This window comes from Actinomadura keratinilytica (genome assembly GCF_039539665.1).
GTDB lineage: Bacteria > Actinomycetota > Actinomycetes > Streptosporangiales > Streptosporangiaceae > Spirillospora > Spirillospora keratinilytica.
The window spans coordinates 1-24,054 of record NZ_BAABDO010000103.1 but is presented as its reverse complement, the minus strand read 5'-3'; the positions used below and the strand labels follow the sequence as shown (position 1 = coordinate 24,054).

The following is a 24,054-nucleotide window of genomic DNA, read 5'->3' as shown; positions in this document are numbered from 1 at the left end:
GTGCGCCGCGCGGTGGCGGCCGCCGGAACCGCCGCCGAGCTGGGCACCCGGGTGCCGCTGCAGGTCGGCGTCCGCGCCGCGACCCTCGCGCACGGCGAGTCGACGCTGGCGGACCTGCACCGCGGGCTGGCCGGGACCGGGCGCCGCCCGGGCGAGGTGATCGTCTGCGTGTCCGGCGCGTTCCACCCGGCGCACCGCCCCGCGCTGCTCGGCGGCCTGCGCGGGCTGCGCCGCGCGGGCTACCTGATCGGCCTCGGCGGGCTCGGCGCGGCCCCGGTGCCGCTGGACCTGCTCGCCGACGCCGTCCCGTACCTGGTCAAGATCGACGCCGATCTGGCCCGCCGCACCGGCTCCGACCGGCGCCGCGCCGCGCTAGTGACGGCCCTGGTCGAGCTGACGCACCGGCTGGGCACCCATGTGCTCGCGCCCGGCCTGTCCGCCGAGGAGCACGTGCTGCAGGCGCGGGAGGCGGGCGTGCGGCTGGTGCAGGGGCCGGCGCTGGCGCCGCCGGAGTGGCGGCCGGGCATGCGCGTCACCGTGCCGGTGGCGGCCAGGGAGGCGCCGCGCTCGCCGCGCCCCGAGACGGAGCTGGGGCCGCGGGTGTCGGAGTTCACGCTGCCCGCCATGACGCTTCCCGTGACCGCCACGGCCGACGAGGTGCTCACCGCCCTCAACGCCGAGACCGGCGCCACCAGCGTGGTGCTGGTGGACGAGGCGCAGCGCCCCCGCGCCACGGTGGACCGCACCCGCTTCCTGCTGCAGCTGTCGGGGGCCTACGGGCACGCCCTGCACGCGCACAAGCCCGTGATGCGGCTGGCCGACCCGCCGCGCGTCGTCCCCCGCACGGTGCCCGCCACCGCCGCCCTGCGCGCCGCGGGCCGCGAGGACGAGCGCGTGTACGACGACCTGGTGGTGACCGACGAGGTGGGGCGCTGCCTGGGCATCGTCCGTGTCGCCGACCTGATCCGCGGCCTGTCCCCCTGAGCCGCCCCCGCCCGGTGCGACCGGCGCGCTGAGCGGGCCGTGGAGCGGTCATTCGCCCCCGGACGGCCCCGAATGGGCGATCGGCGGCGAAAAGCCGTCAGCGGCGGCCTCCTGCGCGAGGATGGCCGCCTGCACCCGGCTGCGCAGCCCCAGCTTGGCCAGGATGCGGCTGACGTGCGTCTTGGTGGTCGTCTCGGCCATGGCGAGCCGCTCGGCGATCTGCCCGTTGGTCAGGCCCTGGCCCAGGCAGGCGAACACCTGGCGCTCCCGCGGCGTCAGCGCGGCCAGCGCCCGCGGGTCGGGCCGCGCCGCCGGGTCGGGGCGCCGCGCGGCGAAGGCGCCGATCAGCCGGCGGGTCACCCGGGGCGCGATCACCCCGTCCCCGGCCGCGACCGTGCGCACCGCCTCCACCAGCCGGTCGGCGTCGACGTCCTTGAGCAGGAACCCGGCCGCGCCCGCCCGCAGCGCGCCGAAGACGTACTCGTCCAGGTCGAACGTGGTCAGCACCAGCACGTCGGCGAACCCGGAGACCTCCCGGGCGGCCGACACGCCGTCCAGGCGGGGCATGCGCACGTCCATGAGCACCACGTCCGGGCGCAGCTCCCGGGCCAGCGCCACGGCCCGCTCCCCGTCGGCGGCCTCGCCGACCACCTCGATGCCGGGGGCGGCGCTCAGGATGAGCACCAGCCCCGCCCGCACGGCCGCCTGGTCGTCGGCCACCAGCACCCTGATCACGCGGTCGTCGGTCACGCGGTCGCCTCCCTGACCCGGTCGTCGTCCTCGGCGTCGCAGGCGGGCGGCGCGGTCGGCAGCTCGGCCCGCACCACCCAGGCGGGCCCCTCGGGCCCGGCGGCGAACGTCCCGTCCAGCACGGCGGCGCGCTCGCGCATCCCCACCAGCCCGCTGCCGGACCCCGGCAGGCGGGAGCCGTCCGGCCCGAGCGGGCTGCGCACCGTGACCGCGACGCTGCCGGGCCGGTACTCCAGCAGCACCTCGGCGCGGCCGGGGCCGGCGTGCTTGAGCGCGTTGGTCAGCGACTCCTGGACGATGCGGTAGGCGGCCAGCTCCACGGCGGCGGGCAGCTCGCGCGCCCGCCCGGCCACCGTCAGCCGGGCGTCCAGGTCGGACCGCAGCGTCCGCGCGACCAGCTCGCCCAGCTCCGCCAGGCGGGGCGCGGCGGCCGGGTCGGGCTCCCGCCCGCCGTCGTCGCGCAGCAGCCCGATCATGCGCCGCATCTCGGCCAGCCCCTGCACGCTGTTGTCGCGGATCACCTCCATGGACCGCTGCACGGCGGCGCGGTCCAGGTGGGGCATCTTCAGCACGGCCGAGGAGTGCAGGGCCACGGCGCTGAGATGGTTGGCGATCACATCGTGCAGCTCCCGGGCCATGCGGGCGCGTTCGGCGGCGACGGCGGCGCGCCGGTCCAGCTCGGCCAGCCGCGCCATCTGCTCGGCGCGCAGCCGCTGCGCCTCGGCCTTCTCCCGGTGCTCGCGCACGGCCATGGCGGTCATCACCGGCATGACCCAGCTCACGCCCGCCACCGCCCCGGTGATGACGGCGCCGGCGAAGCTGCGCCAGCCGACGCCCACGACCGCCATCAGCACCGCGGTCACCGCCGCGGTCGCGCCCAGCAGCCACTCCCCCACGTGGCGCCGCCGACCGTACACGGCGGCCGCGTACAGGGCGTCGCCGTAGAGGACGACGACGGCGAAGCTCACGCCCATGGCCAGGTCGAGCAGGTTGAAGGGGGTGGCCCAGGCCAGCGCCGGGAGCGGGGCGGTGCGCCGGAACGGCACCGCCGCGCACATCCCCAGCAGCGGCAGCGCCCGCCAGGCCAGGCCCGGGTCCCAGTCGTCGCTCCAGCGCGCGTAGCCGTGCACGCTCAGCATCAGCAGGCCGCCGGCCAGCGCGGCGACGGCGATCAGGGTGTCCTGCCGCGTCACGCGGAGACGGCGGACGGCGGACTGCACGGGGGACGGCACGCTCTCCATCTCAGCATCCTCCGGGGACTGCCGCGGTCCGCCTGGGAGAGGGGCGGCGTACATCGTTCGTAGGACGCCCGGTTTCGTCTTCCGCGCCGAGGACCGCGCCCGTCCGCGCCGGGATGCTGGACGTCGACGCCCGGCGGCGGCCGGGCGACGACGGAAACGAGGAACCATGCTCCTGGCGATCATCGCCGCCTGCGAGATCGGCTTCTGGGTGCTGCTGGCGGCCGGCCTGGCCGCGCGCTACCTGCTGCGGTGGCGCCGCGTCAGCGCCGTGCTGCTGGTGGGCGTCCCGCTGCTGGACGTGGTGCTGCTGACCGCCACGGTGATCGACCTGCGGCACGGCGCCACGGCCGGGTTCTCCCACGGCCTCGCGGCGGCCTACCTGGGCTACTCGGTGGCGTTCGGACACGGCTGGGTGCGGTGGGCGGACGAGCGGTTCGCGCACCGCTTCGCGGGCGGGCCGCCGCCCCGGCGCGCACCGCGCTACGCCCCCGAGCGCACCCGCCACGAATGGCGCGAGTTCGGCAAGGCGGCGATCGCCTGGGCGATCGGCTGCGGGGTGCTGCTCGGCATGATCGCGATGGTGGGCGACGCCGACCGCACCGAGGCCCTGCTCGGCTGGGTGCTGCGGCTGACGGTGATCCTGGCGATCTGGTCGCTGTGGCCGATCACGCACACGCTGTGGCCGGTCCGGCCCGGCGACGGCGCCGGACGCGACGGCGGCGGGGACGGGCGGGACTCGGCCGCGGCGGGCGGGGGCGGCGCAGCCCGCCGGTGACGACGGGCGGGCCGGGCACACCGGCACCCCCGACGCGTCCGGGGCCGCGCGCGGCGGCTCCGGACGCGTTCGGTCGGCAGATACCGAAGGCGGTCAGCGGATGCCGGAGGCGGGTCAGACGTTGAAGCCGAGGGCGCGCAGCTGCTCGCGGCCCTCCTCGGTGATCTTGTCGGGCCCCCACGGCGGCAGCCACACCCAGTTGATCCGCACGTCCTTGAACATGCCGTCCAGCGCGCTGGCGGCCTGGTCCTCGATGACGTCGGTGAGCGGGCAGGCCGCGCTGGTCAGCGTCATGTCCAACGTGACCGCGTCCGCGTCCTGGTGCACGCCGTAGACCAGGCCGAGGTCCACGACGTTGATGCCCAGCTCGGGGTCCACGACGTCCTTGAGCGCCTCCAGGATCTCCTCCTCGGCGACGCCCCCGCCCTCGGCCGCCGGCGTGTCGGCGGCGGCGGGCTGGGTGTCGGTGCCGGGCTTGTCGCTCATGATGCCTCTCCGAGAGCTCGGGCGGTCGCGTCCTTCCACGCCATCCAGGCGAGCAGGGCGCACTTGATGCGGGCCGGGTAGCGGGACACCCCGGCGAACGCGACCGCGTCCTCCAGCACGTCCTCGTCCGGTTCGCCCTGGCCGCGCGACTGCATCAGGGCCAGGAACTCGTCGCCGACGGCCATCGCCTCCTTGACCGACCGGCCGATCAGCAGGTCGGTCATCACCGAGGCGCTGGCCTGGCTGATGGAGCAGCCCAAGGCGTCGTACGAGACGTCGGCGACGCGGGCGTCCTGGCCCTCGCCCTCCAGATGCACCCGCAGCGTCACCTCGTCGCCGCAGGTCGGGTTGACGTGGTGCGCCTCGCCTTCGTACGGCTCCCGCAACCCCTTGTTGTGGGGGTTGCGGTAGTGGTCCAGGATGACCTCCTGGTACATCGCCTCAAGCTGCATGGCTTCCTTTCCTTCCGGTGGACGTTCCCGCCGGGGCGGGGCGCCGGAGACGTCCCCTGGGTACGACCGGCGCGCGGCTCGGCGTCTTCCGAAGTCAGCCTCTTCCGAAGAACTCCTGCGCCTTGCGCACCCCGTCGACCAGGGAGTCCACGTCCGCCAGGGTGTTGTACAGGTAGAAGGTCGCCCGGGTGGTGGCGGGGATGCCGTACCGGCGGCAGATCGGCCAGGCGCAGTGGTGGCCGACGCGGACCGCCACGCCCAGCTCGTCCAGCACCTGCCCGACGTCGTGCGGGTGGATGTCGTCCACGGTGAACGACACCGCGCCGCCGCGCGACTCGGTGGTGAGCGGGCCGACGACCCGCACGCCGGGGATCTCGCCCAGCCGCTCCAGCGTGTAGGCGACCAGCGCCTCCTCGTGGGCGTGCACGCGGTCCATGCCGATGCCGGTGAGGTAGTCGCAGGCCGCGGCCAGCCCGACGGCCTGCGCGGTCATCGGCACGCCCGCCTCGAAGCGCTGCGGCGGCGGCGCGAAGGTGGACTCCTCCATCCGCACCACCTCGATCATCGACCCGCCGGTGAGGAACGGGGGCATGGCCTCCAGCAGCTCGCGGCGGCCCCACAGCACGCCGATGCCGGTGGGGCCGAGCATCTTGTGCCCGGAGAAGGCCAGGAAGTCGGCGCCCAGCCGGGACACGTCCACCGGCTGGTGCGGCACCGACTGCGCGGCGTCCAGCACCAGCAGCGCCCCGACCCGGCGGGCGCGCTCGGCGATCCGCTCGATCGGCGGGACGGTGCCCAGCACGTTGGACTGGTGCGTCAGCGCCACCAGCCTGGTGCGCTCGTTGAGCAGCGCGTCGAGGTCGTCGAGGTCGAGCCGGCCGTCGTCGGTCAGCCCGAACCAGCGCAGCGTGGCGCCGGTGCGCCGGCACAGCTGCTGCCAGGGCACCAGGTTGGCGTGGTGCTCCATCTCGCTGACGAGGATCTCGTCGCCGGGCCCCACGCGGAACCGCTCGGCCTCGGGGCCGGCGGTGGCGGCGTTGCTCATCGCGTACGCCACCAGGTTGAGCGCCTCGGTGGTGTTCTTGGTGAACACGATCTCGCCGGGCGTCCCGCCGATGAACGAGGCGACGGTGGCGCGCGCCGACTCGTAGGCCTCGGTGGCCTCCTCGGCCAGCAGGTGCGCGCCGCGGTGCGGAGCGGCGTTGTGCCGCTCGTAGAACGCCCGCTCGGCCTCCAGCACGGCGGTCGGCTTCTGCGCGGTGGCCCCCGAGTCGAGGTAGACCAGCGGCCGCCCGCCCCGCACGGTGCGCGCCAGCAGCGGGAAGTCCTTCTTGATCTCCTCGGGCAGCAGACTCATCGCGACGCGCCAGCCTTCACGTACTTCTCGTAGCCCTCGTTCTCGAGGACCTCGGCCAGTTCGGGGCCGCCCGCCTCGACGACCCGGCCGCCCGCGAACACGTGCACGAAGTCGGGCTTGACGTAGCGCAGGATGCGCGTGTAGTGCGTGATCAGCAGCACGCCGGTGTCGGTGCCCGCGGAGAAGCGGTTGATGCCCTCGGAGACGACCTTGAGGGCGTCGACGTCCAGGCCGGAGTCGGTCTCGTCCAGCACCGCGATCTTGGGCTTGAGCATCTCCAGCTGCAGGATCTCGTGGCGCTTCTTCTCGCCGCCGGAGAAGCCCTCGTTCAGGCTGCGCTGGGCGAACGCCGGGTCGATGGACAGGTTCTGCATCGCCTGCCGCATCTCCTTGGAGAAGTCGCGCAGCTTGGGCGCCTCCCCGCGCACCGCGGTGACCGCCGAGCGCAGGAAGTTCGACACCGACACGCCCGGCACCTCGACCGGGTACTGCATCGCCAGGAACAGCCCGGCGCGGGCGCGCTCGTCGACGCTCATCGCCAGGACGTCCTCGCCGTCCAGCGTGACGGTGCCCGCGGTCACCTCGTACTTGGGGTGGCCGGCGATGGCGTAGGCGAGGGTGGACTTGCCGGAGCCGTTCGGCCCCATGATCGCGTGGGTCTCGCCGGACCGCACGGTCAGGTCGACCCCGCGCAGGATCTCCTTGGCCCCGTCGGTTCCCTCGCCGACGGAGACGTGCAGGTCGCGGATCTCAAGGGTGGCCATGTCTTCTGTGAACTCTCTGTCGTGTCCGGAGCCGGTCTGGTGGCGGACGCCCGTCGCCCGGGCCGGCGGGGCTATTCGCCGCCGTCGAGCGAGACGTAGACGTCGCCGTCCTGCACCTTCACCCGGTACGTGGCGACCGGCTGGGTGGCGGGCGGGTTGGTGGGCTTGCCGGTGCGCAGGTCGAAGCACGAGCCGTGCAGCCAGCACTCGATCGTGCCGTCGTACACCTCGCCCTCCGACAGCGACACCTCGGCGTGCGAGCAGATGTCGTTGAGGGCGAACACCTCGTCGCCGGAGCGGACCAGCGCCACCGGGGTGTCGTCGACCTCCACGGCGAGCGCCCCGTCGGCCGGGACGTCGGCGAGCGAGCAGACCTTGACGTACGGCATCACTCACCCGCCCCCTGGTCCGGCTCCTTGTGCAGCCCCTTGTCCAGTTCGGCCTCGATCGCCTCGGCGACCTTCTCGCGCACCTCGGCGACCTCGATCTTGTCGATCAGCTGGCCGAGGTACCCCCGCACCACCATGCGGCGCGCCTCGTCCCGGGGGATGCCGCGGGCCTGCAGGTAGAACAGGTGCTCGTCGTCCAGCCGGCCGGACGCCGAGGCGTGCCCGGCGCCGACCACCTCGCCGGTGAGGATCTCCAGGTTGGGCACCGAGTCGACCCGGGTGCCGTCGGTCAGCACCAGGTTGCGGTTCAGCTCGTAGGTGTCGGTGCCCTCGGCCTCCGCGCGGATGATCACGTCGCCGATCCACACCGCGTGCGCGTCCTGGTCCTGCAGGGCGCCGCGGTAGTCGACGCGGCTGCGGCAGTGCGGGACGGCGTGGTCGACCAGCAGCCGGTGCTCCAGGTGCTGGCCGCCGTCGACGAAGTACACCCCGTACAGCTCGGCGTCGCCGCCGGGGCCGGTGTAGGCCACCGACGGGGAGATCCGCACCAGGTCGCCGCCCAGCGTCACGTTGTGCCCGGTGAAGCGGGCGTCGCGGCCGAGCCGGGCGTGCTGGTGCGACACGTGGACGCTGTCGTCCTCCCAGTCCTGCAGGCTGATCACCGACAGGGACGCGCCGTCGCCGACCACGAACTCGACGTTGTCGGCGTAGGTGGCCGACCCGCGGTGGCTGAGCACCACGGTCGCCACGGCGAACGGCTCGACCACGACGGTGGTGTGCCCGTAGGCGGCGCCGGAGGCGTCCTCGCCGCGCAGCCGCACCACGGTCGGCGCGCTCGCCACGGCCTCCTTCGGGACGGTGATCACGGTGGCGTGCTCGAACGACTCCCACGCCTGCGCGCTGATCCGGTCGGCCGGAACGTACGCCCTGCCGAGCCGCCCGTCGTCGCGGGCGACGGTCTCCACGGCCACCTCGGGCGCCGCCTCGACGTCCACGACGACCTTGCCGCCCTCGGCGGCGGTGCCGTTGTGCAGCCCGCGCAGGCGGCGCAGCGGGGTGAACCGCCACTCCTCCTCGCGGCCGGTGGGAACCTCGAAGTCGCCGACGCGGTAGGACGCCTTCTCGTGCAGGGTCGACACCGGAGTTGCGGACTCCAGGCCCATCAGCCGACCGCCCCTTCCATCTGCAGCTCGATCAGCCGGTTCAGCTCCAGCGCGTACTCCATGGGCAGCTCGCGCGCGATCGGCTCGACGAACCCGCGCACGATCATCGCCATGGCCTCGTCCTCGCTCAGGCCCCGGCTCATCAGGTAGAACAGCTGGTCCTCCGACACCTTGGAGACGGTGGCCTCGTGGCCCATCTCCACGTCGTCCTCGCGCACGTCCACGTACGGGTAGGTGTCGGAGCGGCTGATCTGGTCGACCAGCAGCGCGTCGCACTTGACCGTGGACTTGCTGTGCTGGGCGCCCTCCTGGATCTGCACCAGGCCCCGGTAGGAGGTGCGGCCGCCGCCGCGCGCCACCGACTTGGAGACGATGGTGGAGGAGGTGTTGGGCGCGGCGTGCACCATCTTGGCGCCCGCGTCCTGGTGCTGGCCCTCGCCCGCGAACGCGATCGACAGCGTCTCGCCCTTGGCGTGCTCGCCCAGCAGGTACACCGCCGGGTACTTCATGGTGACCTTGGAGCCGATGTTGCCGTCGATCCACTCCATGGTGGCGCCCTCGTAGGCGACGGCGCGCTTGGTGACCAGGTTGTAGACGTTGTTCGACCAGTTCTGGATGGTCGTGTACCGGCAGCGGGCGTCCTTCTTGACGATGATCTCCACGACCGCCGAGTGCAGCGAGTCCGACTTGTAGATCGGCGCGGTGCAGCCCTCGACGTAGTGCACGTAGGCGCCCTCGTCGACGATGATCAGGGTCCGCTCGAACTGGCCCATGTTCTCGGTGTTGATCCGGAAGTAGGCCTGCAGCGGGATCTCCACGTGCACGCCCGGCGGCACGTAGATGAACGAGCCGCCCGACCACACCGCGGTGTTCAGCGCGGCGAACTTGTTGTCGCCGGCGGGGATCACCGAGCCGAAGTACTCCTGGAAGATCTCCGGGTGCTCGCGCAGCCCGGTGTCGGTGTCCAGGAAGATGACGCCCTTCTCCTCGAGGTCCTCGCGGATCTTGTGGTAGACCACCTCGGACTCGTACTGGGCCGCCACGCCGGCGATCAGCCGCTGCTTCTCGGCCTCGGGGATGCCCAGCTTGTCGTAGGTGTTCTTGATGTCGGCGGGCAGTTCCTCCCAGCTCGCCGCCTGCTTCTCGGTGGAGCGGACGAAGTACTTGATGTTGTCGAAGTCGATGTCGGACAGGTCCGAACCCCAGGTGGGCATCGGCTTCTTGGAGAACAGCCGCAGCCCCTTGAGGCGCAGGTCCAGCATCCAGTCGGGCTCGCCCTTCTTGGCCGAGATGTCGCGCACGACCTCCTCGTTCAGGCCGCGGCGCGCCGACGCGCCGGCCGTGTCGGGGTCGGCCCAACCGAACTTGTACCGATCGAGCCCCTCCAGTTCGGGGTGGGCTGCCGTGGTCATAGGGAGGTCCTCCCGGACTCCTCGTCACTGTTCGGATTGACATCGGGGGAGCGGCTCCCCGCGTCCGCCGCCGGAGGCGGCGCGTCCTGCGGGCGCCGGACCGGCGGTGCGGCGGCCCCTTCGCACAGGGACCGCGGGCTCACGTGGGTGGTGCAGATGCCGTCGCCGTGGGCGATCGTCGCCAGGCGCTGGACGGGCGTGCCCAGCAGGCGGCTGAACGCCTCGGTCTCGGCCTCGCACAGCTGCGGGAACTCCGCCGCCACGTGCGCGACGGGGCAGTGGTGCTGGCACAGCTGCTCGCCGCCGCCGGGGCGGGGGGCCTCGGCCGCGGCCGCCGCGTACCCGTCGCCCGACAGCGCCTCGGCCAGCCTGCGGACCCGCTGCTGGGGCGGGGCCGCCTGCACGAACGGGTGGTAGCGCCGCTCCAGGTCGGCGATCTGCCGGCGGGCGAACTCGGCCACCGCGCGGTCGCCGTTCTTCTCGGCCAAAAAGCGCAGGGCCGCGGTCGCCAGGTCGTCGTAGGCGTGCACGAACGCGCTGCGCCCGGCGTCGGTGATGGCGAACCACTTGGCCGGGCGGCCGCGCCCGCGCCGCGCCTGCGGCCGGGCCCGGCGGACCTCGATCATCCCCTCGGCGAGCAGCGCGTCCAGGTGCCGCCGGATGGCGGCGGCCGTGAGCCCCACCCGTTCGCCCAGCGCGGAGGCGGTGATCGGACCGTGTTCGAGGATCAGCCGCGCCACCCGGGCGCGGGTGTCGCGCTCGGCCGTGCCGTGCCGCTCGTCCGCTCCCGTGGCGTGGCCCGGCGACAGCACGCCGGACCGCGCGCCCGCGGTCTGCGTCCTCGTCGGTTCCCCGCTCACGTTTTTCACAACATCAGTGTGCCGTAATTCCTTCCCCGCGACCAACCCGATCTCGATGTCATAGGTCACGCAGGTAAGGCTTACCTAAGAAGTGCACGGGGACGGCGGGTTCGCGCGACCGTTTTCGCTTTTCCCTTCCGCCGCATCCGTCACAACGGTCACACCGATCGGAAATGGCCGTGCTCTTCGGCTCAGCGGCGGAAGCGGCCGGACGAGGCGCGCCGGCGCCCGCCCGCGGCCTCGAACGCCGCGACGGCGACGGCGGTCGCCGCGAAGCCCAGCGCCACCAGGGCGCCCGCCGCCAGGGCCGGGACCAGCACCCGCCCCCGGCCCGGCAGGACGGCCTCGCCCGGCTCGTGGCCGCCGAAGGTCGCCAGCCGCTGGACGTAGTCCGGGTCCTCGGCGGCGGTCAGCTCGGCGAGCTCCCTGAGGATCCGCCACTCCGACGGCGACAGCGCCATGTCTTCCCCCCAACGCGAACTTGCAGGTAAACAGCCAGTTTATTGACCCTTGTCCGACTTTTGACCGGCCGGTCCCGAAGGGCGGCCGCGCCGGGCGGCGGGAGCGGGAGGGGACGCGGGCGGGACGCGGCGGGACGTGGGCAAGGCCATATCCGGGGCACCCGGCACGGCCGCGCCGGCGCCCGGACCTAGACTCGACTCCATGGCATCCCCCCAAGGCAGCGCACTGGAGCTGGACGGGCTGGTCAAACGCTACGGCCGGACGGTCGCGGTGGACGGCCTGTCGCTGCGCGCCGCGCGGGGGGCCGTCACCGCGCTGCTCGGCCCCAACGGGGCGGGCAAGACCACCACGATCGAGATCTGCGAGGGGTTCCGCCGCGCCGACGCGGGAACGGTCCGCGTGCTGGGGCTCGACCCGGTCGCCGACGCGCGCGCGTTGAAGCCGCGGGTCGGGGTGATGCCGCAGTCCGGCGGCGTGCCCGGCACGGCCCGCGCGGGCGAGTTCCTGCGCCTGGTCGCCTCCTTCCACACCCGCCCGCTCGACCCGGGCGCCCTGCTCGACCGGCTCGGGCTGGCCGCGCACGCGCGCACGCCGTTCCGGCGCCTGTCGGGCGGGCAGCAGCAGCGGCTGTCGCTGGCGGTGGCCGTGGTGGGCCGTCCCGAGCTGGTGTTCCTCGACGAGCCGACCACCGGCCTGGACCCGCAGGCCCGGCACGCCACCTGGGAGCTGGTCGAAGGGCTGCGCGCCGCCGGGGTGTCGATCGTGCTGACCACGCACCACATGGAGGAGGCCGAGCGCCTCGCCGACCACGTCGTCATCGTCGACCACGGCCGCGTCGTGGCCGAGGGCAGCCCGGCCGAGCTGACCGGCGCCGAGCGGCAGCTGCGCTTCCGCGCGCGCCCCGGGCTGGGCCTGGAGGAGCTGCTGGCGGCGCTGCCGCCGGGCAGCGCCGCCAAGGAGTCGCCCGCCGGGCACTACCTGGTCGAGGGGGAGGTCAGCCCCGAACTGCTGGCCACCGTCACCGCCTGGTGCGCCTCCCACGGCGTCATGACCGAGGACCTGCGCATCGAGCGGCGCACGCTGGAGGACGTCTTCCTGGAGCTGACCGGACGGGAGCTGCGGTCATGACCTCGGCCCACGAGACCGCGCACGGAACCGCCCGCGAGGACGCGCGGCACGGCGCCCTCGACCTGGCCCCCGCGCCCGGCGCCGCGCCCGTCCCGCGCATGGTCCTCGCGCAGACCGGCTACGAGCTGCGGACCCTGCTGCGCAACGGCGAGCAGCTGCTGCTCACGCTGATCATCCCGGTGGTGCTGCTGACGCTGTTCGGCACCACCTCCCTGCTCGACCTGGGCCCGGGGCCGCGCGTGGACTTCCTGACGCCCGGCATCCTGGCCCTGGCGGTGATGTCCACCGCGTTCACCGGCCAGGCCATCGGCACCGGGTTCGAGCGGCGCTACGGCGTCCTCAAGCGGCTCGGCGCCACCCCGCTGCCGCGGTCGGGGCTGATCGCCGCCAAGACCCTCACCGTGGTCGCGGTGGAGGTGCTGCAGGCGGCGGTGATCTGCTCGGTCGCCGCGGCCATGGGCTGGCGCCCGCACGGCGACCCGCTGTCGGTGCTGGCGCTGGTGCTGCTGGGCACCGCCGCGTTCAGCGGCTTCGGGCTGCTCATGGCCGGGACGCTGCGCGCCGAGGCCACCCTCGCCGCCGCCAACCTGGTCTACATCCTGCTGCTGGCGGTGGGCGGCGTGGTGTTCCCCCTGGACGACCTGCCCGCGGGAATACGCGACGCGCTGCGGCTGCTGCCGATCTCGGCGCTGGCCGAGGGGCTGCGCGACGTCCTGCGCGACGGGGCGGCGCTCCCCGGCGGCCCGCTGCTGATCCTGGCGGTGTGGACGGCCGCCGGCCTGGCCCTGGCCGCCCGCTTCTTCCGATGGGAGTGATCCGTGGCGCTCGCTGAGGCCCCCGGCTCCTGCGAACGTCCCGGCGGGTTCGCGGCCCGCGCGCGCCTGCTGTCGCCGGCCGCGGTGCCGCCGCCCGCGCTGATCCTGCTGGGCATCCTGTCGGTGCAGGTGGGCGCGGGCCTGGCCAAGCACATGTTCGACCGGCTGCCCCCGGCCGCGGTGGTGTCGCTGCGGCTGCTCACCTCCGCGGTGGTGCTGGGGATCGTCACGCGCGGGGCGCTGCGGGAGGCGCTGCGCGCGCGGTCCCGGCGCGACTGGGCCGTGGTGGCGGGGTTCGGGCTGACGCTGGCGCTGATGAACTTCTCCATCTACCAGTCGTTCGCCCGCATCCCGCTGGGCGTGGCGGTGACCACCGAGTTCCTCGGGCCGCTGGCCGTGGCCATCTGGGGGTCGCGGCGGCCGCGCGACGCGGTGTGGGCGGTGCTGGCCTTCACCGGCGTGCTGATGCTGGCGCGCGGCGGCGAGATCGACCCGGTCGGCGTCGCGTACGCGCTGCTGGCCGGGGCGTGCTGGGCGGCCTACATCCTGCTGACCGCGGCCACCGGGCGGCGCTTCCCCGGCTCGACGGGCCTGGCCGCGGCCAGCATCATCGGCACCGCCGCGATCATCCCCGCGGGGGCCGTGACGGGCGGCGCGGCGATGCTCGACCCGCAGCTGCTGCTGTTCGGCCTGGGCGTGGGCCTGCTGTCGTCGGTGATCCCCTACAGCCTGGAGATGGAGGCGCTGCGGCGCATGCCCGCCCGGGTGTTCGGCATCCTGATGAGCCTGGAGCCCGCCGTGGCCGCGCTGATCGGGGTGGTGCTGCTCGGCGAGGTGCTGTCGGGCCGCCAGTGGGCGGCGATCGGCTGCGTCATCGTCGCCTGCGTCGGCGCCACCCGCGACGGCGAGGAGCCGCCCGCCTGACCGCCCGCCCGGCCGTTCGCGGGACCGGCCGCGGGCGGTGGCGGGACGGCGCCGGCCCGTGAAAGGATCACCCGCAGGACGAACCGGAAAGGAGCCGCCGTGACCGGCCGCGCCGACGAGCAGGGACTGCCGCCCGAGTTCTTCGAGGCGGGGACGGCGTCGTTCGTCGACTTCCTGCGCGTCCACTCCCCCGAGCTGCTGCCCGTCAACCGCGTGGGGCGGGACGGCGGCACCCCGCCGGACCTGCCGCACGGCACCACCGTGCTGGCGGTGGTCTACGACGGCGGCGTGATGATGGCCGGCGACCGCCGCGCCACCCGCGGCCACGAGATCGCCTACCGCGAGCTGGACAAGGTGCAGCGGGCCGACGAGTACTCGATCGTCGCGTTCGCGGGCACCGTCGGGCTGGCGATGGAGATGGTGCGGCTGTTCCAGGTCGAGCTGGAGCACTACGAGAAGATGGAGCTGTCGCGGCTGTCGCTGGCGGGCAAGGCCCGCCGCCTCGGCGCCGTCGTGCAGGCCAACCTCGCCCAGGCGATGCAGGGCCTGGTGGTGGTGCCGCTGTTCGCCGGCTACGACCCCGACGAGGACCGCGGCCGCATCTTCACCTACGACATCACCGGCTCCCCGCAGGAGGCCCGCGACTTCCACGCCGAGGGGTCGGGCTCCCCGTCCGCCCGCGGCGCGCTCAAGAAGCTCTACCGGCCCGGCCTGAACGAGCGGGACGCCGGCGCGGTGTGCGTGCACGCGCTCTACGACGCCGCCGACGACGACACCGCCACCGGCGGCCCGGACCGGCAGCGGCGCATCTACCCGACGATCGCGGTCGCCACCGCCGACGGCTTCCGCGCCCTGTCCGAGGACGAGGTCGCCGAGATCGTCGAGGAGGTCGTGCAGGGCCGCTTCGAACGCCCCGACGGCCCGGTCGCCCCGCTGCGCTGACCCCGGCGGCGCCGGCTCCGGCGGCCCGGCCGGGCGTCGTACCCGGCTCCTAGACTGCCGCTATGGCACGGGCGAACGACGAGGCGGCGGAGCTGATCCAGGAGCTGGCGGATCTGCTGTCCATCACCGGGGGCGACGCCTACAGGATCCGCGCCTACGAGAAGGCGGCGCGGGCGATCGCGGGCCACCCCGAGGACATCTCCGGGCTCGACCTGGCCGGGCTCAAGAAGATCCCCGCCGTCGGCGACGCGATCGCCCGCAAGCTGCTCGACTACCTGGCCACCGGAACCATCCGGCAGGTCGAGGAGCTGCGCGCGCAGATCCCGGCGGGGGTGCGGGCGCTGACCGCGATCCCCACGCTCGGGCCGAAGAAGGCCATGGCGGTGCACGAGGCGCTCGGCGTCTCCTCGGTGCCCGAGCTGGCCGAGGCGATCCGCCAGGGCCGGCTGCGCGGCCTGCGGGGCTTCGGCGCCAAGACCGAGCGGAACATCCTGCACGGCATCGAGCTGATGCGGCAGGCGGGCGGGCGCGTCCTGATCGACGTGGCGGCCGACCTCGCCGAGGAGGTCGTGGCGGAGCTGTCGCGGGTCGCCGGGTGCGTGCGCTGCACCCACGCCGGGTCGCTGCGCCGCATGCGCGAGACGGTCGGCGACGTCGACGTCCTGGCCGCCTCCGCCGACCCGGGCCCGCTGATGGAGGCGTTCACCGCGCTGCCGTTCGTCACCGAGGTGATCGCGCGCGGCGAGAAGAAGACCTCCGTGCGCACCGCCAGGGGCCTGCAGGTCGATCTGCGGGTCGTCCCGCCCGAGTCGTGGGGCGCCGCGCTGCAGTACTTCACCGGCTCGCAGGCGCACAACATCCGCACCCGCGAGATCGCCGTCCGCGCCGGGCTGAAGCTGTCGGAGTACGGGCTGTTCGACGCCGCCACCGGCGAGCTGATCGTCTCCGAGACCGAGGAGGAGGTCTACCGGCGGCTCGGCCTGCCGTGGATTCCGCCGCCGCTGCGCGAGGACGGCGGCGAGATCGAGGCCGCGCTGGCCGGGGAGCTGCCCCGCCTGGTCGCCGTGGCGGACCTGCGCGGCGATCTGCACAGCCACACCGACCTGACCGACGGCACCGCGTCCCTGGCGGACATGGTCGCCGCGGCCGCCGGGCGCGGCCTGGAGTACTACGCCGTCACCGACCACGCGCCCAACCTGTCCATGCAGCGCATGACCGACGACAAGGCGCTGGCCCAGCGGGCGCGGATCCGCGCCCTGCAGGAGCGCCATCCCGGGCTGACGCTGCTGCACGGCACCGAGCTCAACATCGACCCCGACGGCGGCGTCGACTGGGACGCCGGCTTCCTCGCCGGCTTCGACGTCTGCGTCGCGTCGGTGCACTCGCACTTCACCCAGGACCGGGCCGCGATGACCCGCCGCCTGGTGCGGGCCTGCGAGAACCCGCACGTGCACGTGATCGGCCATCCCACCGCCCGGCTGATCGGCAGGCGGCCGCCCGTCGACGCCGACTGGGACGAGGTCTTCCGGGCCGCCGCCCGCACCGGGACGGCGCTGGAGATCGACGCCTTCCCCGACCGGCTGGACCTGCCCGCCGACCTGGTCCGCCGCGCCAAGCGCTTCGGCGTCAAGTTCGCCGTCGACACCGACGCCCACGCGGTCGGCCACCACCGCAACATCCGCTACGCCGTGGGCACCGCCCAGCGCGGCTGGCTCACCCCCGACGACGTCATCAACACCTGGCCCCTCGACCGCCTGCGCGCCTTCCTCCGCAAGACCTGACGGGCCCGCTCCGGGCGCCGGATGCCCGGCGTGCCAGGGGGCAGCGGGTCAGGCGGGCTGGGGGGCGGGGTTCCGGGTCGGAGACGGGGCCGCGGCGGGCAGGGGGCCGCGGTCGCGCATGGACAGCAGGATGCGCAGCACGGCGATCCACATCAGCGACGCGACGAGCATGTGCAGCACCACCAGCGGCGCCGGCACGCCCAGGAAGTACTGGACGTAGCCGAGCACGCCCTGCCCCAGCTCCAGCGCGAACAGCCCCAGGGTGCGGCGGCGCACGTCGCGGGGCGCGTCCGCCCGGTGCAGGGCGGCCAGCAGCGCGACGGTGAGGGCGACGGTGGTCCACGCCAGCAGGCTGTGCACGCGGGTGACGTCCTCGATGTCGAAGCCGAAGCGGCGGGAGTCGGCGTCGCCCGCGTGCGGGCCGGTGCCGGTGACCACGGTGCCCGCGACCAGCACGGCGCCGGTGGCGGCGACCAGCGCCTGCGCGAGGCGGCGCACGGCCGGGCCGACCAGGGCGCGCGGCGGCGCGTCGCCCTCCCCGGCGCGCACCCACAGCGCCACGCAGAAGATCAGCAGCGCGGGCGACAGCAGGAAGTGCAGCGACACCGACGCGGGGTGCAGCTCGGTCAGCACCACGATGCCGCCGATGATCGCCTGGGCGACCACGCTCAGCGGCTGGGCGGCGGCCAGCAGCACCAGGTCGCGGCGGCGGGGCGCCAGGCGCAGGGCCGCGACGAACACCAGCAGGCCGAGGGCCAGCACCACGAAGGTCAGCATCCGGTTGCCGAACTCGATGGCCATGTGGACGGCCGGATGCTCGGGGCTGTGCGTGGGCACGAGGCTGTCGCCGGTGCACTTGGGCCACTCGGGGCACCCCAGCCCCGACTCGGTGACCCGCACGGCACCGCCGGTGGCGATGATCCCCGCGTTGCCGATCACGCTGAGCAGGGCGAGCAGCCGCAGCGACGCGGCGGTGGGACGCCACACGGCGTCACGCGCTCTGGTGACAAGGGACAGCACTTCGTCGGCCACGCATTCATCGTATTGGCGGCCCGCCGTGCCCCGGATCCGCCCCCGCGGTAGCCGCCGCCGGGGCCCGTCTCAGGCGCCGTACCAGGGGCTTATCAGGGGCCGTAGGGGTTGCGCGGGGGCATGAACCCGGACGGCCCCTGCGGTGCCCACGGCGGCGCGGCGGGCGGCGGCGTCCGCAGGAACGCCTGGCGGGCCAGCGCCATCAGGTTCAGCAGCGCGTCGCGGCGCACGGCGAACCAGCGGGGGTCGGCGACGCCGCGTTCGACGCGCTTGTGCAGCAGCGCCAGCTCGGTGGCGGCCAGCTGGTAGTCGGCCATGGCGCGGGCCGCGCCGGGGCCGCCGACCATCCGGGCCCAGCGGCGGGCGATCCGGCGGGACGCCATGGAGCGCAGCATCTGCACGTCCTGCGGCGTGACCAGCCCGGTGCCGGCGTACATCGGCAGGTAGGACTCGATGCGGCGGACGGTGCCGCGGCGGTCCACCAGCACGAGGCCGACCAGGACGAGCAGCACGCCGAAGTCCAGGAGGTACACCACGGCCAGCCCGCCCAGCCCCAACGTGGTGGCGCCGTTCCACAGGCCGTGCAGCAGCATCGCGCCGCACAGGCCGATCAGCGGGGCCGCCAGGCGGCCCCGGCGGTGGGTGGCGGCGTAGGCGACGCCGAGGCCGGTCATCGAGGTGAACAGCGGGTGGCTGAGCGGCGCGACGACGCCGCGCAGCACGAACACGGCGCCGAGCTGGTGCGCGCCGCCCTCGTCGAAGGCCCGCATGTAGTAGGTGACGTTCTCCATCATCGCGAACCCGAGGCCGACCATGCCCGCGTAGATCAGCCCGTCGGCGATGCCGTCGATCTCGTTGCGGCGGAACCACAGCAGCCCGAACAGCACCGCGCCCTTGAGCGTCTCCTCGATCAGCGGGGCGCCCACCACGGCGCTGACGAAGTGCCCCTCGGCCTCGCCGAACACCGGCACGGTGACGTAGACCATGCCGACGGTGTTGAGCACCAGCGCGCCGAGCACGGCCACCCCGGCGCCCCACATGAAGGAGAACACCAGCGTGCGCGGCGGCTCGGGCTCCAGCCGGTCCAGCATGAGCATCAGCGCGATCAGCAGCGGGATCGGCAGGATCGCCAGGACCAGCCCGGTCCAGAAGCCGGTCCCGCCGTACAGGGCGGAGACGCCCAGTGCGGCCAGGGCGCACAGCGAGGAGACGGTGAGCCCGGCGATCAGCCCGATCGGCGGACGTCCGGGAATGCGTCCCTCCAGGACCGCCTTGGGGTCTACGCGTGCCATGTCGCGAGCGTAACCGGCTGGTCGGCCGGGTGGTGACCGGGCGTCGCCCGCGGCGCCGGATCCGGCGGCGTCCGGTTCGGCGGCGTCCGGTTCGGCGGCGGGGTCAGTGCAGCAGCGGGTCCACCGCGACGGCGGTGAACAGCAGCGCCAGGTACACGTTCGACAGGTGGAAGAAGCGCATGGGCCGCAGGTGCACGCCCGTGACGCCCGCGCGCACGGCCTTCAGCAGGCGGTGCCCCTCGGCCAGGAACACCACGCCGAGCAGGACGGCCACGCCGCCGTAGACCGGTCCCATGCCCGCGACCGGCCACAGCAGCAGCGAGCACGCGACGGTGGCGTAGGTGTAGACCAGCGACTCGACGACGACGCGCCGTTCGCCCGAGACGACGGGCAGCATCGGCACCTTGGCGACCGCGTAGTCCTCGCGGTAGCGCATGGCCAGCGTCCAGGAGTGCGGGGGCGTCCACAGGAACACCACGCCGAACAGCACGAAGGGCGTCCAGGCCAGCTCGCCGGTGATCGCGGTCCAGCCGATGAGCACCGGCATGCAGCCGGCGATGCCGCCCCACACGACGTTCTGCGCGGTGCGCCGCTTGAGCAGCAGCGAGTACACGAAGACGTAGAACAGGATCGCGAACGCCGCCCCCGCCGCCGAGGGCACGTTGACGGTGAGCAGGAAGCCGACCGTGGACGCCGCGGCCAGGGCGATGCCGAAGACGAGCGCCTCGGTGGGGGTCACCTGCGCGCGGGCCAGCGGGCGGCGGCGCGTGCGGCGCATCTTGGCGTCGATGTCGCGGTCGATGTAGCAGTTGATGGCGTTGGCGGCGGCGGCGGCCAGGGTGCCGAACGCCAGCGTCGCCACCACGGTGCCCAGCGGCGGGACTCCCCCGGCGGCCAGGAACATCACCGGGATGGTGGTGATCAGGAGCAGTTCGATGATGCGGGGCTTGGTCAGCGCCACGTAGGCCCGCAGCAGCTCGGGCAGCGGGCGCCGCCCGGCCGCGGCCTGCTCCGCCGGTGGAAGCGCGGGCGCCTCGGGGGTCGTCCCGGTCGGCATCTCGTCGGCGAGGTCGACCGCGTACTTGTTACTGAGCACCGTCACAATCGGTCCACGTTCAGCTAGGCATAGGAGATTCGCGTACCACCTCGGCGGCGCCCCCGCGTTTTGGGTCGCACCTCGGTTCGGTGAAACGACCGCGGCCGCTCGGAGCGACCGCGCCATCACTGTAGTCCGCCCTTCGCCGGGGTCACGCACCGGGTCGCCGGACGCGCCGCCGCCGAGGGGCGAATCCGGGGGCGTGCGCGAAGGACGCGGGGACCGGTCGGTGGGATGCGTCGTCCCCCTGGAGTTCACCCGGGCGAGGGGTTAGGGCCATAGGCGATCGGGCAAGGGTCGTCAAGGCGGCACGCCCCCACCGCCTGTGCGCACGTCAATGGAGACGGGACGGCGGTCCGCTAGGCTTCGGACCAGGCGAAGCATGATCTTCACCGGCCGCGGCGGGACGACGACGTCCGAGGCCGGCCGAGCGGCGTCGCGCACCGCGCGCGACCGCAGGCCGGGCGACGGTCCGGGCCGTTCGGGAAGAACACGCGGGCCGGGCCACGTTGCGCCTAGGGGCGGGGCGAAGCGCGGCGGCGCCGCGCACACCGCACACGACAATCCGAGACAGTGGTTCGAGAGGAGCCTGGCGTTCCGTGACTGGGGACAGCAGCACCTTTGAATGGTCCGACCTGGACCGGCGGGCCGTGGACGTGATCCGCGCCCTCGCCATGGACGCGGTGGAGGAAGCCGGTTCCGGTCACCCGGGCACGGCCATGAGTCTGGCTCCCGCCGCCTACCTGCTCTTCCAGCGTTTCCTGCGGCACGACCCCACCGACCCCTCGTGGCCGGGCCGCGACCGGTTCGTGCTCTCCTGCGGGCACTCCAGCCTGACCCTGTACATCCAGCTGTACCTGTCGGGCTACCCGCTGACGCTGGACGAGCTGAAGGCGCTGCGCAAGTGGGGCAGCCTCACCCCCGGCCACCCCGAATACGGGCACACCGCGGGCGTGGAGACCACCACCGGCCCGCTGGGGCAGGGCATCGCCAACGCGGTCGGCATGGCGATGGCGGCGCGCCGCGAGCGCGGCCTGTTCGACCCCGACGCCGACCCGGGCACCTCCCCCTTCGACCACACCATCTGGGCGTTCTGCTCCGACGGCGACATCGAGGAGGGCATCAGCCACGAGGCCAGCGCCCTGGCCGGCCACCAGAAGCTGGGCAACCTGGTCGTCATCTACGACGACAACCACATCTCGATCGAGGACGACACCGCGATCGCGCTGTCGGAGGACGTGCGCGCCCGGTACGCCGCCTACGGCTGGGACGTGCACTACGTCGACTGGACCGAGGGCGGCGACTACCACGAGAACGTCGAGGCGCTGGCCGCCGCGATGGAGGCCGCGCGCGCCGAGACCGACCGGCCCTCGTTCATCGCGCTGCGCACGATCATCGGCTGGCCCGCCCCCAACAAGCAGAACACCGGCAAGATCCACGGCGCGGCGCTGGGCGCCGACGAGGTCGCCGCGACCAAGCGCGTCCTCGGCCTGGACCCCGACAAGACGTTCGACGTGCCGGCCGACGTGCTGGCGCACGCCCGCCAGGTCGTCGACCGGGGCCGCGCGCTGCGCGCGGAGTGGACCAAGTCGTTCAAGGCGTGGCGGCAGGACAACCCCGAGCGCGCCGCCGAGTTCGACCGGCTCGCCGAGCGGCGCCTGCCCGACGGCTGGACCAAGGCGCTGCCGGAGTTCGAGGGGGGCAAGGAGCTGGCCACCCGCGCCGCATCCGGGCAGGTCCTCAACGCGCTGGCGCCGGTGCTGCCGGAGCTGTGGGGCGGCTCGGCGGACCTGGCCGAGAGCAACAACACCACGATGAAGGGCGAGCCGTCGTTCATCCCGGAGGAGTTCCAGACCAAGGAGTTCCCCGGGCACCGGTACGGCCGCACCCTGCACTTCGGCGTGCGCGAGCACGCGATGGGCGCGATCCTCAACGGCATCGCGCTGCACGGCGGCACCCGCCCGTACGGCGGCACGTTCCTGGTGTTCAGCGACTACATGCGTCCGGCGGTGCGGCTGGCGGCGCTGATGAAGCTGCCGGTGACGTACGTGTGGACGCACGACTCCATCGGCCTGGGCGAGGACGGCCCGACGCACCAGCCGGTGGAGCACCTGTGGGCGCTGCGCGCGATCCCCGGGCTGGACGTGGTGCGCCCCGCCGACGCCAACGAGACCGCGGTGGCCTGGCGCACGATCCTGCAGCACACCGACCGCCCGGCGGGGCTGTGCCTGACCCGGCAGAAGGTGCCGACGTTCGAGCGCGGCAACGGGCTGGCGTCGGCCGAGGGCACCGCCAAGGGCGGGTACGTGCTGGCCGAGGCCGAGGTCGACGGCGGGCGGCCGCAGGTGATCCTGATCGCGACGGGCAGCGAGGTGCAGCTGGCGCTGGAGGCCCGCAAGATCCTGGAGGCCGAGGGCACCCCGACGCGCGTGGTGTCGATGCCGTGCGTGGAGTGGTTCGAGGCGCAGGACGACGCCTACAAGCAGCAGGTGCTGCCGCCCGCGGTGCGGGCCCGGGTCTCGGTGGAGGCCGGGGCGGCGCTGGGCTGGCGCACCTACATCGGGGACGCGGGCGAGTCGGTGAGCCTGGAGCACTTCGGCGCCTCGGCCGACTACAAGACGCTGTTCCAGCAGTTCGGGCTGACCGCCGAGCGGGTGGTCGCCGCGGCCAGGGCCAGCCTGATCAAGGCGCACGCCGAGGGCGCCGGGCGCGGTGAGACGACCGGCAACTGAGCGCCGTACCCCCGATCGCGACCCCCGAGCAGGAGGAACGATGAGTGAGACGTTGAAGCGGCTGTCCGCCGAGGGCGTGTCGGTCTGGCTCGACGACATCAGCCGGGAGCGGCTGCGCACCGGCAACCTGGAGCAGCTGGTCCGGGAGCGGAACGTGGTGGGGGTGACCTCCAACCCCACGATCTTCGCCAAGGCGCTCGGCAAGGGCTCGGCGTACGACGAGCAGGTCCGCGACCTGGCGGTGCGCGGCGTGGACGTCGAGGAGGCGGTCCGCGCGATCACCACCTACGACATCCGGTGGGGCTGCGACGTGCTGCGCCCGGTGTACGACCGCACCGAGGGCCTGGACGGCCGGGTCTCCATCGAGGTCGACCCGCGGCTGGCCCGCGAGACCGAGAAGACGGTCGCCGAGGCGCGGGCGCTGTGGTGGATGGTGGACCGGCCCAACCTGATGATCAAGATCCCGGCGACCGTGGAGGGGCTGCCCGCGATCACCGCGGCGCTGGCCGAGGGCATCAGCGTGAACGTCACGCTGATCTTCTCGCTGGAGCGGTACGGGCAGGTCATCGACGCGTTCTTCGCGGGGCTGGAGCAGGCCCGGGCCAACGGGCTGGACCTGTCGAAGATCTCCTCGGTGGCGTCGTTCTTCGTCAGCCGGGTGGACACCGAGATCGACAAGCGGCTCGACAAGATCGGCACGGCGGAGGCGGCGGAGCTGCGCTCCAAGGCGGGCGTGGCCAACGCCCGGCTGGCGTACGCGCTGTACGAGGAGAAGTTCGGCTCCGACCGGTGGCAGGCGCTCAAGGACGCCGGGGCGCGTCCGCAGCGTCCGCTGTGGGCGTCGACCGGCGTGAAGGACCCGAACCTGCCCGACACGCTGTACGTGGACGAGCTGATCGCGCCCGGGACGGTCAACACCATGCCGGAGGCCACGCTGGAGGCCGCCGCCGACCACGCCGAGGTGCGCGGCAACACCGTCCAGGGCGCCTACGACGAGGCGCGGGCGCACATGCGGGCGCTCAAGGACGTCGGCGTCGACTACGACGACGTGGTGCGCGTGCTGGAGGACGAGGGCGTGGAGAAGTTCGAGGCGTCCTGGAGCGAGCTGCTCGGCACGATCCGCCGCGAGCTGGCGGACAAGGCGGCCGGCGGGGGCGGCGCGTGACGCCGGGGAGCGGCGGTCGCGCCCTGCGCAGCCGGCCCGGCGGCCGGGCCGG

General features: G+C 73.9%; 23 protein-coding genes. 9 read left to right on the top strand and 14 right to left on the bottom strand.

Annotated elements, in window-relative coordinates; genetic code table 11:
- A partial coding sequence (locus ABD879_RS25410) for an EAL domain-containing protein (RefSeq protein WP_345024128.1) occupies nucleotides 1-984 on the top strand: 984 nt, incomplete at its 5' end.
- A gap of 48 nt (nucleotides 985-1,032) precedes the next feature.
- On the opposite strand, the gene ABD879_RS25405 is transcribed toward ABD879_RS25410, so the two are convergent.
- Nucleotides 1,033-1,719: a response regulator gene (locus tag ABD879_RS25405; RefSeq protein ID WP_345024130.1), complete on the bottom strand. Its 687-nt coding sequence runs from the start codon at nucleotides 1,717-1,719 to the stop codon at nucleotides 1,033-1,035.
- An 11-nt stretch (nucleotides 1,720-1,730) separates the two neighbouring features.
- Nucleotides 1,731-2,975: a sensor histidine kinase gene (locus ABD879_RS25400; protein ID WP_345024127.1), complete on the bottom strand. Its 1,245-nt coding sequence runs from the start codon at nucleotides 2,973-2,975 to the stop codon at nucleotides 1,731-1,733.
- A gap of 166 nt (nucleotides 2,976-3,141) precedes the next feature.
- On the opposite strand from ABD879_RS25400, the gene ABD879_RS25395 reads away from it, so the two are divergent.
- Entirely contained in the window at nucleotides 3,142-3,750 is a 609-nt protein-coding gene (locus tag ABD879_RS25395) for a hypothetical protein (protein WP_345024126.1), read from the top strand.
- A gap of 114 nt (nucleotides 3,751-3,864) precedes the next feature.
- Here the strand turns inward: ABD879_RS25395 and ABD879_RS25390 are convergent, their stop codons facing one another.
- From ABD879_RS25390 to ABD879_RS25350, 9 genes are all read right to left on the bottom strand, one after another.
- Nucleotides 3,865-4,236, bottom strand: coding sequence for a metal-sulfur cluster assembly factor (locus ABD879_RS25390; RefSeq protein ID WP_345024125.1), 372 nt, complete (start codon nucleotides 4,234-4,236; stop codon nucleotides 3,865-3,867).
- Nucleotides 4,233-4,688: a Fe-S cluster assembly sulfur transfer protein SufU gene (sufU, locus tag ABD879_RS25385; RefSeq protein WP_345024124.1), complete on the bottom strand. Its 456-nt coding sequence runs from the start codon at nucleotides 4,686-4,688 to the stop codon at nucleotides 4,233-4,235. The genes ABD879_RS25390 and sufU overlap by 4 nt, the downstream gene beginning before the upstream one ends.
- Nucleotides 4,689-4,782: 94 nt before the next feature.
- Nucleotides 4,783-6,045, bottom strand: coding sequence for a cysteine desulfurase (locus ABD879_RS25380; RefSeq protein ID WP_345024123.1), 1,263 nt, complete (start codon nucleotides 6,043-6,045; stop codon nucleotides 4,783-4,785).
- On the bottom strand, nucleotides 6,042-6,809 hold the full coding sequence (sufC, locus tag ABD879_RS25375; RefSeq protein WP_285495798.1) for a Fe-S cluster assembly ATPase SufC: 768 nt from the start codon (nucleotides 6,807-6,809) through the stop codon (nucleotides 6,042-6,044). Before sufC ends, ABD879_RS25380 begins: the two co-directional genes overlap by 4 nt.
- A 71-nt stretch (nucleotides 6,810-6,880) precedes the next feature.
- Nucleotides 6,881-7,198: a bifunctional 3-phenylpropionate/cinnamic acid dioxygenase ferredoxin subunit gene (locus tag ABD879_RS25370; RefSeq protein WP_345024122.1), complete on the bottom strand. Its 318-nt coding sequence runs from the start codon at nucleotides 7,196-7,198 to the stop codon at nucleotides 6,881-6,883.
- Nucleotides 7,198-8,361, bottom strand: coding sequence for a Fe-S cluster assembly protein SufD (gene sufD / locus ABD879_RS25365; RefSeq protein WP_345024121.1), 1,164 nt, complete (start codon nucleotides 8,359-8,361; stop codon nucleotides 7,198-7,200). Before sufD ends, ABD879_RS25370 begins: the two co-directional genes overlap by 1 nt.
- On the bottom strand, nucleotides 8,361-9,773 hold the full coding sequence (sufB, locus tag ABD879_RS25360; protein WP_345024119.1) for a Fe-S cluster assembly protein SufB: 1,413 nt from the start codon (nucleotides 9,771-9,773) through the stop codon (nucleotides 8,361-8,363). The genes sufD and sufB overlap by 1 nt, the downstream gene beginning before the upstream one ends.
- Nucleotides 9,770-10,585 (bottom strand): helix-turn-helix transcriptional regulator, encoded by an 816-nt coding sequence (locus ABD879_RS25355; RefSeq protein WP_345024129.1) that lies wholly within the window; start codon nucleotides 10,583-10,585, stop codon nucleotides 9,770-9,772. Before ABD879_RS25355 ends, sufB begins: the two co-directional genes overlap by 4 nt.
- 239 nt (nucleotides 10,586-10,824) lie before the next feature.
- On the bottom strand, nucleotides 10,825-11,094 hold the full coding sequence (locus ABD879_RS25350; RefSeq protein WP_345024118.1) for a DUF3040 domain-containing protein: 270 nt from the start codon (nucleotides 11,092-11,094) through the stop codon (nucleotides 10,825-10,827).
- A 202-nt stretch (nucleotides 11,095-11,296) separates the two neighbouring features.
- On the opposite strand from ABD879_RS25350, the gene ABD879_RS25345 reads away from it, so the two are divergent.
- The 5 genes from ABD879_RS25345 to polX all read left to right on the top strand — a co-directional run bounded on the left by ABD879_RS25345 (nucleotide 11,297) and on the right by polX (nucleotide 16,685).
- On the top strand, nucleotides 11,297-12,223 hold the full coding sequence (locus tag ABD879_RS25345) for an ABC transporter ATP-binding protein (protein ID WP_345024117.1): 927 nt from the start codon (nucleotides 11,297-11,299) through the stop codon (nucleotides 12,221-12,223).
- Nucleotides 12,220-13,038: an ABC transporter permease gene (locus tag ABD879_RS25340; RefSeq protein WP_345024116.1), complete on the top strand. Its 819-nt coding sequence runs from the start codon at nucleotides 12,220-12,222 to the stop codon at nucleotides 13,036-13,038. The genes ABD879_RS25345 and ABD879_RS25340 overlap by 4 nt, the downstream gene beginning before the upstream one ends.
- A gap of 3 nt (nucleotides 13,039-13,041) precedes the next feature.
- Complete coding sequence (locus tag ABD879_RS25335) at nucleotides 13,042-13,962, top strand: EamA family transporter (protein WP_345024115.1); 921 nt, start codon at nucleotides 13,042-13,044, stop codon at nucleotides 13,960-13,962.
- A 99-nt stretch (nucleotides 13,963-14,061) separates the two neighbouring features.
- Nucleotides 14,062-14,904: a proteasome subunit beta gene (prcB, locus tag ABD879_RS25330; RefSeq protein WP_345024114.1), complete on the top strand. Its 843-nt coding sequence runs from the start codon at nucleotides 14,062-14,064 to the stop codon at nucleotides 14,902-14,904.
- Nucleotides 14,905-14,966: 62 nt separating this feature from the next.
- Nucleotides 14,967-16,685: a DNA polymerase/3'-5' exonuclease PolX gene (gene polX, locus ABD879_RS25325; protein WP_345024113.1), complete on the top strand. Its 1,719-nt coding sequence runs from the start codon at nucleotides 14,967-14,969 to the stop codon at nucleotides 16,683-16,685.
- A gap of 48 nt (nucleotides 16,686-16,733) precedes the next feature.
- On the opposite strand, the gene ABD879_RS25320 is transcribed toward polX, so the two are convergent.
- The 3 genes from ABD879_RS25320 to ABD879_RS25310 form a co-directional block, all read right to left on the bottom strand.
- On the bottom strand, nucleotides 16,734-17,717 hold the full coding sequence (locus ABD879_RS25320) for a COX15/CtaA family protein (RefSeq protein WP_345024112.1): 984 nt from the start codon (nucleotides 17,715-17,717) through the stop codon (nucleotides 16,734-16,736).
- A gap of 92 nt (nucleotides 17,718-17,809) precedes the next feature.
- A complete protein-coding gene (locus ABD879_RS25315; protein ID WP_345024111.1) occupies nucleotides 17,810-19,009 on the bottom strand; it encodes a PrsW family intramembrane metalloprotease in 1,200 nt (399 codons plus the stop codon).
- A 103-nt stretch (nucleotides 19,010-19,112) separates the two neighbouring features.
- Nucleotides 19,113-20,111, bottom strand: coding sequence for a heme o synthase (locus tag ABD879_RS25310; protein ID WP_345024110.1), 999 nt, complete (start codon nucleotides 20,109-20,111; stop codon nucleotides 19,113-19,115).
- 593 nt (nucleotides 20,112-20,704) lie between these two features.
- Here ABD879_RS25310 and tkt point away from each other — a divergent pair.
- Entirely contained in the window at nucleotides 20,705-22,837 is a 2,133-nt protein-coding gene (gene tkt / locus ABD879_RS25305) for a transketolase (protein WP_345024109.1), read from the top strand.
- 40 nt (nucleotides 22,838-22,877) lie between these two features.
- The gene (gene tal, locus ABD879_RS25300) at nucleotides 22,878-24,002 is read left to right on the top strand and encodes a transaldolase (RefSeq protein WP_345024107.1); all 1,125 of its coding nucleotides are present in this window, start codon (nucleotides 22,878-22,880) and stop codon (nucleotides 24,000-24,002) included.
- Nucleotides 24,003-24,054: the final 52 nt, after the last annotated feature.